Annotated in this window: 10 protein-coding genes; 9 read left to right on the plus strand and 1 reads right to left on the minus strand. The window is 34.0% G+C overall.

Annotated elements, in window-relative coordinates; all coding sequences use genetic code 11:
• The first annotated feature begins 119 nt into the window (after positions 1-119).
• The 4 genes from AC2A07_RS19430 to AC2A07_RS19445 all read left to right on the plus strand — a co-directional run bounded on the left by AC2A07_RS19430 (position 120) and on the right by AC2A07_RS19445 (position 5,327).
• Positions 120-3,578, plus strand: a complete 3,459-nt coding sequence (locus tag AC2A07_RS19430) for a DUF6443 domain-containing protein (RefSeq protein ID WP_484051760.1) — start codon at positions 120-122, stop codon at positions 3,576-3,578.
• Positions 3,579-3,684: 106 nt separating this feature from the next.
• Positions 3,685-3,996 (plus strand): hypothetical protein, encoded by a 312-nt coding sequence (locus tag AC2A07_RS19435; RefSeq protein WP_484051761.1) that lies wholly within the window; start codon positions 3,685-3,687, stop codon positions 3,994-3,996.
• 75 nt (positions 3,997-4,071) lie between these two features.
• Positions 4,072-4,902 (plus strand): RHS repeat-associated core domain-containing protein, encoded by an 831-nt coding sequence (locus AC2A07_RS19440; RefSeq protein WP_484051769.1) that lies wholly within the window; start codon positions 4,072-4,074, stop codon positions 4,900-4,902.
• Complete coding sequence (locus tag AC2A07_RS19445; protein WP_484051762.1) at positions 4,899-5,327, plus strand: hypothetical protein; 429 nt, start codon at positions 4,899-4,901, stop codon at positions 5,325-5,327. The genes AC2A07_RS19440 and AC2A07_RS19445 overlap by 4 nt, the downstream gene beginning before the upstream one ends.
• 55 nt (positions 5,328-5,382) lie before the next feature.
• Here AC2A07_RS19445 and AC2A07_RS19450 read toward each other — a convergent pair whose 3' ends face one another.
• The gene (locus tag AC2A07_RS19450; protein WP_484051763.1) at positions 5,383-5,604 is read right to left on the minus strand and encodes a helix-turn-helix domain-containing protein; all 222 of its coding nucleotides are present in this window, start codon (positions 5,602-5,604) and stop codon (positions 5,383-5,385) included.
• An 89-nt stretch (positions 5,605-5,693) separates the two neighbouring features.
• On the opposite strand from AC2A07_RS19450, the gene AC2A07_RS19455 reads away from it, so the two are divergent.
• The 5 genes from AC2A07_RS19455 to AC2A07_RS19475 form a co-directional block, all read left to right on the plus strand.
• The gene (locus AC2A07_RS19455; RefSeq protein ID WP_484051764.1) at positions 5,694-6,509 is read left to right on the plus strand and encodes an RHS repeat-associated core domain-containing protein; all 816 of its coding nucleotides are present in this window, start codon (positions 5,694-5,696) and stop codon (positions 6,507-6,509) included.
• 203 nt (positions 6,510-6,712) lie between these two features.
• Positions 6,713-6,970 carry a hypothetical protein gene (locus AC2A07_RS19460; RefSeq protein WP_484051765.1) on the plus strand — a complete coding sequence of 86 codons (258 nt, stop codon included), beginning with the start codon at positions 6,713-6,715 and terminating at the stop codon, positions 6,968-6,970.
• Between the two features lie 444 nt (positions 6,971-7,414).
• Positions 7,415-8,128: a hypothetical protein gene (locus AC2A07_RS19465; RefSeq protein ID WP_484051766.1), complete on the plus strand. Its 714-nt coding sequence runs from the start codon at positions 7,415-7,417 to the stop codon at positions 8,126-8,128.
• 5 nt (positions 8,129-8,133) lie between these two features.
• On the plus strand, positions 8,134-8,565 hold the full coding sequence (locus AC2A07_RS19470; RefSeq protein WP_484051767.1) for a hypothetical protein: 432 nt from the start codon (positions 8,134-8,136) through the stop codon (positions 8,563-8,565).
• 128 nt (positions 8,566-8,693) lie between these two features.
• The coding region (locus AC2A07_RS19475) for a hypothetical protein (protein ID WP_484051768.1) at positions 8,694-9,071 on the plus strand (378 nt) is incomplete at its 3' end.

The raw sequence follows: 9,071 nt of genomic DNA on the forward strand, positions 1-9,071 counted from the left end.
AATCAGGGAAGTCTATCTCTACGATACTGCCAACAGGCTTAAAGAAATAAGGGAGAATAATGCAACAGGCAAGATCCTGAAAGAATTCAAATACAATTATAAACACTAAAACACATCTCATGAAAAAAATAATCATCCCGGTCAGTGCCCTGTTTGTAGTGGGCCTGTCCCATGCACAGAGCACAAATCTTAGCACGAACGAAAATTACGTCTATTCCAAGACCTATCTCTCTGATCCTGCCCTTCCCAATCCAAAAAGTGTGGAAACTGTTCAGTATATAGACGGTTTGGGAAGACCCAAACAAGTCGTCAATATCAAAGCCTCTCCCACCCAGAAAGATGTGGTGACACACATCGAATACGACGGATTCGGAAGACAGGTAAAAGATTACCTTCCTGTACCGCAGTCGAATACTTTAAACGGAGCCATCGTTCCCAATCCCCTTGCCAATGCGACGCAGCCTGAGATCTACGGATCTGAGAAATTCTATGCGGAGAAGATCCTTGAGAACTCCCCCTTGGACCGCATTCAGCAGCAGATCCAGGTGGGAACAGACTGGAATAATAAACCCGTTAAATTTGAATATGATGCCAACACAGAAGGAGAAGTAAAAAAATATACCGCAACCTTTAATTATTCAACATTTGAATCACAGATCACTTTGTCGGCAACCGGTTACGGAGCGAATCAGCTTTATAAAAATACGGTAACCGATGAAGACGGAAATAAAACGGTTGAATTTAAAAACGGCCGGGGTCAGACAATCCTCCTGAGGAAAATGCTGGATGGGACAGCCAGTGCTGATACTTATTACGTCTACAATGACTACAACCAACTGGCGTATGTCATCCCGCCTCTGGCAGTAGCCGCAAATGCGGTGGATGAAACCACCCTGAACAATCTCTGCTACCGATATAAATATGACACCAGGAACCGTCCGGTCGAAAAGAAGATTCCCGGGAAAGGATGGGAATATATGGTCTATGATAAACAGGACAGGCTGGTATTGACTCAGGATGCGAATAGTAGAGAAAAGGGACAGTGGCTGTTTACCAAGTATGATCAGTTTGGCAGAGTAGCTCTTTCAGGAATATCTGACGGCTCTTCACGCATAACCGAACAGCTCAATACAGATGCGAAAGGATTAAATTATGAGTATATGATTGAATTATACTGGACTAACAGTGGAATGCCTGTCTACTATACCAATCAGCATGCATATCCGAATGCAAATATTTATAAAGTTTTGAATATAAACTATTATGATAAGTATCCTTCTGATATATCTGCTATTCCTACCCAGATTTTAGGGCAGAATGTTCTGCCTCAGGATGCTCAGAATTCAGCAATCAGCACGAAATCATTTCCGACTGCTTCATATATAAAAAATATTGAGGATGATAACTGGACGAAGACTTATACGTGGTACGATACTAAAGGAAGAGTAATAGGAAGCCATTCTGTTAATCACCTGGGAGGCTATACCAAAACAGAATCAGAGCTTGATTTCTCGGGAACCCCGAAACAGGTGGTCACCCGTCACAAAAGATTAGCTGTTGATACGGAAAGAGTCATTACCGAAAACTTCACCTATGACTATCAGAACAGGTTGTTGGTGCATACGCATCAGGTGGATAATCAGCCTGTGGAATACCTGGTACAGAATAAATATAACGAACTCTCACAACTTCAAACTAAAAAGGTCGGCGGGATGAATTTGGGAAGCGGTCTGCAGGCGGTTGATTATAAATACAACATTCGTGGATGGATGACGAAGATCAATGATCCCTCAAATTTAGGAGATGATCTATTTGGTTATAAAATCAATTATAATATAAGGGAAGGATCTGAAAACCCTAATTCCGATTTTGCAGACCTGAAAGTAAAGCCAAAATACAATGGAAATATAGCTGAAGTATTCTGGAAAACCTTAACAGAATACAATGAACCCTTAAAAAGATATGCTTATACCTATGATCCTTTAAACAGGTTGTCTGCCGGGTTTTATGAGAGAAGCGGTTTTGAAGGAGCTAAGGAATATTTTGAAATTAATGATTATGACCTTAACGGAAATATTAAAAGACTGCAAAGATCAGCGGAACTTGTTTCCGGAACCACTGCGCTGAAAATAGATGATCTGAAATACGATTACGCAGGAAACAGGCTTATCAAAGTAACGGAAGAGCAGACAGGAAACAGCAACGGTTATCCTTATCTGGCGAATCACAATGCCATTGAATATGATAACGGTATTTTAAACGGTAACGGAAACATGACTAAACATCTGGATAAGGGTATTTCTTCAATTCAATATAATTATCTAAATTTACCTGTAAAGATTAATCAGAATGCTCAGGTAACGGATTACACTTACCGTGCTGACGGAGTAAAAGTAAAGAAGCTCTTTGGAGACATAGAAACGAATTATCTTGATGGATTTCAGTATAAGTCAACCAAACCTTCAGAAGGTTCAGATGGAGGATTCGTTGTGATCGATCCTGACGAGATTGCGGTAATGAAACTGAGAATTATTCCTACAGCGGAAGGATATTATGATGTACTGCAAAATCAGTACATATATAATTACACAGATCATCTGGGTAATGTAAGATTAAGTTATAGTGATACGAGTAAGGATGGAGTTATTCAGCCGAGAACATATTATTACCAGCAGTGTGATGGACCGTGGTCACCATGGAACCCGCCGAACTGTATTGATTACTGGAAGCCGGGAGAAATAGTTGAAGTCAATAACTATTATCCTTTCGGTTTGCTGCATAATTATACAGCGACAACTCAGAATGCTTATCAGTATAAGTTTCAGGAACAAGAGTTACAAGAGACTGGTTTTTATTCATTTAAATGGAGGAATTATATGCCCGATTTAGGAAGGTTCTTTAATATTGATCCGCTTTCGGAAAAGTATTCTTATCAATCACACTATAACTTTTCCGAGAATAGAGTTATAGATGGCAGAGAATTAGAAGGTTTGGAGTGGTCAGGTATTCATTATAAAAATACGGATGGAAGTCAGAGAATTGACAATTCTGCTCATTTTAAAGTATTAAATAGCAGTTCTACGATGACAACTGATCAAATGAAAATTAGAACAAATGAAATAATGAAACAAACCGAAAACACCTATTCAGGAACTGATAGCAAAGGTATTGCAAAAACATTAAGTACCACGGTTGAATATGTAGATAAAGTGAATCCTGTTACTGACTATTATATCGAATTCGTAGATAAAATTGAAGGAGGATCCAGCCCATTAGTTTTGGGAAGAGTCGATAAAATTGGGAACTCTCAAAGCAATAGGATTCAGGTTCTTTCGTTTTTGAAAGATGGTACAGCAGGAGTAGGTACTCATGAGGTGGGGCATACCACAGGATTAAGGCATGGGAATGATCCTAATAATAACGCTGAAGTAGTAAGCTCTATGACTTATGATAATATTATGAACGATGGATCAAAAATAAGTCCGATACAATTAAACGAAATGCAAAAAAACATTCCAACAACGACAAATATCCAAACAGATGAAAATAAATACGTCACGCCTTTTTCTATTGAGTAAGTATAAATTAAATTACTTTTTATTCTTACTACTTTTATCTTTCGTTTCATGTAAATCACAAAGTATTAAGTATGTTTATGAAAATAGAAGTATAGTTTTAAATGAAATGGAAAAAAGATTTAATATAGAAGAAAAGTTAAATATATTTCTTGAATCGGGTTTTATTAATGAGAAGATTAAGGTTTTGGTAGATTCAAGGGAAAAATATAGTGATGATATAACAACAGATAATATTATTGGATTGGCAAAATATTATTCTTTTAAGGAGTTACCGAAAAATGGTATAAAAATTATATTGCCAGAGGTAGTTATTAAGTTGGAAATACCAAATATTAAAGACTACAAATATGTTTATATAAATAAAAAAGAGAAAAAATATTTTGTAGTAATGTCCAATAAACCTCATTTTTATTATTAATCAGATTTTTCAAGTTAGTAATTTCAAAGTAGATAAAAGCTCATCCTTACGTACGATTTTATCATGTAGTAGATAATAAGTAACCTCGTATTTCACGAGGTTACTTACAATTATAAGTTCCAAGGACAAGAGCTACAAGAGACTGGTTTTTACTCGTTTAAATGGCGAAATTATATGCCGGACGTTGGAAGGTTCTTTAATATAGATCCTTTGGCTGAAAAATTTACATATAACAGTCCTTATGCATTTGCTGAAAATAGGGTTATTGATGGTAGGGAATTAGAAGGATTGGAATGGGTGTCAAGCCGAAACTTAGAAAATAAAACCGTTAACTGGCATCTTACCTATAAAACTGTTAATAACGCACCGGGAGCTATTTCTAAGGAGCAAATGTCTGCTCTGGCAAGAGATCGTGAAGCTCAAATTGTATCTTCTTATAGTGGAAAAGATTCTAAAGGAAATCAAGTGAATATTACTTTTAACCAAAGTACAAAATCTACCATTTCATGGGAGTATAATATGGGTTTAGACTTAAATGGAGTTGAAAAAGCTGACAAATTAAGTAAGAATGCTAAAGATCAGGCAAATGTTACTACAGATGGATTGACCGATAAAATTGGTGATACTCAGAATAATAGAACTCAAATCAATATGGGTTTAACAAGTGGTATAAAATGGAATGAAGATGGATACATTGACTGGGAGAATTCAAATATAGCTACTGTTTCAATTACTGGTGCTCATGAAACAGGTCATGAATTGGGATTAAGACACACAGATAAAGAAACAATAAAGAATCCTCGAAGTTTATTAAAAATTACTCCTAAGGGTACTCAAATTAGCCCAGCCCAAAGAACCCAAATAACAGATTTAATAGAGCAACAACAGAAAAAAGAAGATAAATGAAAATAATTAAATATTTACAATTTACATTTTTAGTTTTATTACTTTACAGTTGTTCAAATATTAAGCAAGTGTATGAGAAAGGTAGTTTACTTGAAGATGATAAACGATCAAATTTGTTAATTAAAAAATTTGAATTAGAAAATGAAAAAACCATACTGTATTTTACAGAAAGCTTTAATGATAATCATGTTAAAGTTGCTATTGGCGAAAAAATTATTTTTGACAGAAAGATAGAAACTCTTGAGCAACTAGGTTTCGCTGACTCCTGCATAATAGAAAATAGCAGTGATGTTTTAATAACTATAGATAATAAAAATATTCTGCTTCCCACAGAAAAACTAAAATTGTATAAATTTATTTATTTAGAAAAACATGGTGAAAGGTATATTGTAGCTTATACTAATAAAGCTCGTTCTTTTATGTAAAAAAAACAATAGGTAAAAACCCACCGCTTTACTGTAGGTTTTTACCTATTGTTTTTTATAATGCAGCTACATTTTTATTAAAGAAGTCTTTAAATTTTTTAGTAGTAAGCATTTTATCGATGATTTTAAAGACGGTGCTTTTGTCTTCTTCGTCGAGCTGCTGAATGAGTTCCATTTGTTCGAGAGTCGATTTATCTTCAATTACAATCTCTTTAGGAATTATATTTTCATTGTAATTAATAATCTGATTTGTAGTGAGATTAAAAAGTTTAGCCATTTTACTAAGTTCCGAAACCGTAAGTTCCCCGCTATGCCTGATAAAGGTCTATTTAATATGCGTTACAATCATTTGAACCTTCCCTCAAAATGTCGATTTTTCAGCCATACAATCCTGCTTTTGGAAGTTATGATATGAATTATCTCTACAGGGCAGACGGTGTAAAGCTCAGAAAAAAGTTTACCTCAATTCCGGAGCGTTCAGGAAATGTCACTACCAAAATTACTGATTATCTTGATGGGTTTCACTATAACCAGACTCAGGTTACAACTCCATGCATGTTTTGTCCGGTTGAATTTGCCTACGAAGAGCGTGCCTACCGGAAGGTGGCTCCACAGCCAATAGGATTGGAATCTGCTTTCGTGCTTGATTTTGTGGGTACTTCAGAAGGATTTTTCAGTTTTAAAGAAAATCGTTACATTTACCAATACAGGGATCACCTTGGAAATGCAAGGGTGAGTTATGCTAAAAAAACAGACGGCACTGTAGAAATTACAGATACGAATGATTATTACGCTTTCGGACTTAATCACATAGGTGGTGTTAATAAAGGTTATCTGGGAAGCTATTACAATTATAAGTACAATGGCAAGGAAATTCAGGAGACCGGAATGTATGATTATGGAGCGAGATTCTATATACCGGATATTGGTAGATGGGGAGTTGTGGATCCGTTGGCGGAAAAATACCGAAGACATTCTACTTATAATTATGCAGTGAATAATCCCATTCGTTGGATTGATCCTGATGGACGTGGTGTAACCGATGTTGTTATTACAGGAGATAAGCAAAAAGAAGCTTTTAAACAATTACAACAATCAACATCCTTAAAATTGAAAATGGATAATAGTGGTAGGTTACAGCAACAGGAAAAGCAAAAACCGATGCTGATAAAAAGTTATTAACCGCAACAACAGACTCAAATGTTATTGTACAAGTTGATGCTACTTCTTCAAATTTTACCAAATCTGGTAATTGGTACATTGGCGGGGCTTATGGAGGCAGTACTGTTGGAGCAGATGGCAAAACATATACTACTCAAACTGTAAATCCTGAACAAACACAAAAAATAGACGATTTTTATGGGGCTCAAAAAGGGACTTCTGTATTGCACGAAGTCATTGAATCTTACATTGGTGGGGTTGATTCGCCAGGAGTTGGAGCTCCTACATTTGATAATACAACAACTGAATTCAAAGCCTATGAAAAAGCTCACGATCAAACTGAAAAAATAGATCCTAGACATATTGCTCCTACAACCTCACAAGATCCAACAGATGGAAAACTATATTTAAATAAGCCACATCCTATTGTGCCGGGATTGAATGTGGAATTATTAATTAATGATTTATCAAAGAAAAAATGAAAAGTATAATTTTATATTCCACTTTTGTATTTGCTTTTATTACGTGTTCCTCTTTAGAGAAAAAACAAAATAACAAATCTTTTATTACTTGCTCTATAATAGATATTCAAGAATATGAATATGCATTTAAATTTAAAGCATTAAATCAAAAAGAAAGACACTGTGTTTGTTTTATCATTAAAGGAGAATTATTATAATAAAAATAACTATACTAAGCCTAAAATAAAATCTGTGGAGGAGATTAAGATTAATAATAAATACGTATTTAATGTAATTTCTAAGAAGCCCTCTGTTTCTAGTATGGAGCAATTGGGAGCTTTTATAATAATAGAAAAGGATACGTTATATAAATCTTCAAATTATAAGCAAATACCTCCCACTTTTATATCACTCAACACTATAGGAAAATATTATAGTAATAAGTAAATTTATAAAACCTCGCGATTGCGTTTATCGATCCAGACGCAAATAAGATCATTATATAGTGGAGATGATAATAAAAATCAACAAGAATACAATTATCAAAAAAATAGAGATTATTCAAAAATAAAGGATAGCTTTTTAGCAAATACATATAAAGCACTTGATGCATTATATGTTGCTTCAAATATTGAAGTCGATGGGAATCAAGTAAATGTTTTGGAAACATTAATTTCGGATAAACATGAATTGTCTATAATTGAAGCTTGTGAGAATTGTTCTACTTCTTTTTCTTATGGTATAAATTTGCAAGATAAAAAATCTAATTCTAATGATTTTAAGAATATTGTAACTTTGAAATTTTCAGCTAATAGAGGCGCTTTGTTTGATGATGTCAATGACTCTTCATATAACGATTTAAAAAAACAGTCTGAAAGTGGAAAACTTTCAAAAACTTCAAGAGTTAACTCTCCGACATCACTTTTAGGTCATGATTTGGTTCATGCATATAATTTTACAACTAGTACAAATGGATCAAAAACAACTAATGAATATCAAGCAAGAGTAAATGATATTTCTACTCGACAAGGATCTCCTTATTTTAAAAATGCAGAAGAAAAATACACAACAGGAATCTCAACAAAAATAAATATGAATCTCAAAAAAAGCCCAAGAACTAATCATCAAGGTTATGATATAATAACTTCTGGAGTTTTATCAAATAAAATAAAAAAGTAAAAAATATGAAGAAATTAGTTTCAATAATTTTATTATTTTTTATAATTTCTTGCATTAGACCAAACGCTGATTCAAGTTTTTCAAAACCGATCAAAATAATAAAATTTATGGGAGTAGATAGTTATTCTACTGATATTAATCCTGAAATATTTTGGACGCATACTGACGAGCATATGTTTTTGTTTATGGAAAGAGCAGCATTTCTTTCCGATATAGAAAAATATAAAGAAACATCTAATAGTTCACTGCATGAATACATTTATGCTTTTATAACTCCAAAAGATACTCTATATTCAGATTATACTCTCAAATCATGGATATTAATTAGGAACAGTAAAGAACAATATTATTATGATGAAGAAGGAAAAACATCTAAATTTCTGAAAACTACATATCCTTTTTTTAGAGATTGTTCATATTTACAAGATAGTAAATAAAAAAAACATTCCGTGACTGATAAAAAAACCTCGTATTTTGCGAGGTTTTTTTATGTTATATAGCACAGAATATTTCTACAGTATTCTTTTTAGCTTTTTAATCACATATTGTAAGGTCAAGAAATCTTGTGATAAACGCTTTATCTTCTTCTTTTATATCCTGTATTACTTCAAATTTTTTAGAAGTTAGACAAAACCGTTTCATCGCCGCTGAATTTGCCTACGAAGAGCGTGCCTACCGGAAGGTGGCTCAACAGCCAATAGGATTTGAATCTGCTTTCGTACTTGATTTCATGGGTACTTCAGAAGGATTTTTCAGTTTTACAGAAAATCGCTACATTTACCAATACAGGGATCACCTTGGAAATGCGAGGGTCAGTTATGCAAAAAACAGCCAAGGCGCAATTGAAGTGATGGATGTTAACAATTACTATGCATTTGGGTTGAATCATATTGGAGCTAATAAAGCTCTTTTGGGAGGATATCAGAATTATAAGTACAATGGT

The organism is Chryseobacterium sp. HNCC26DJ238, from assembly GCF_057180465.1.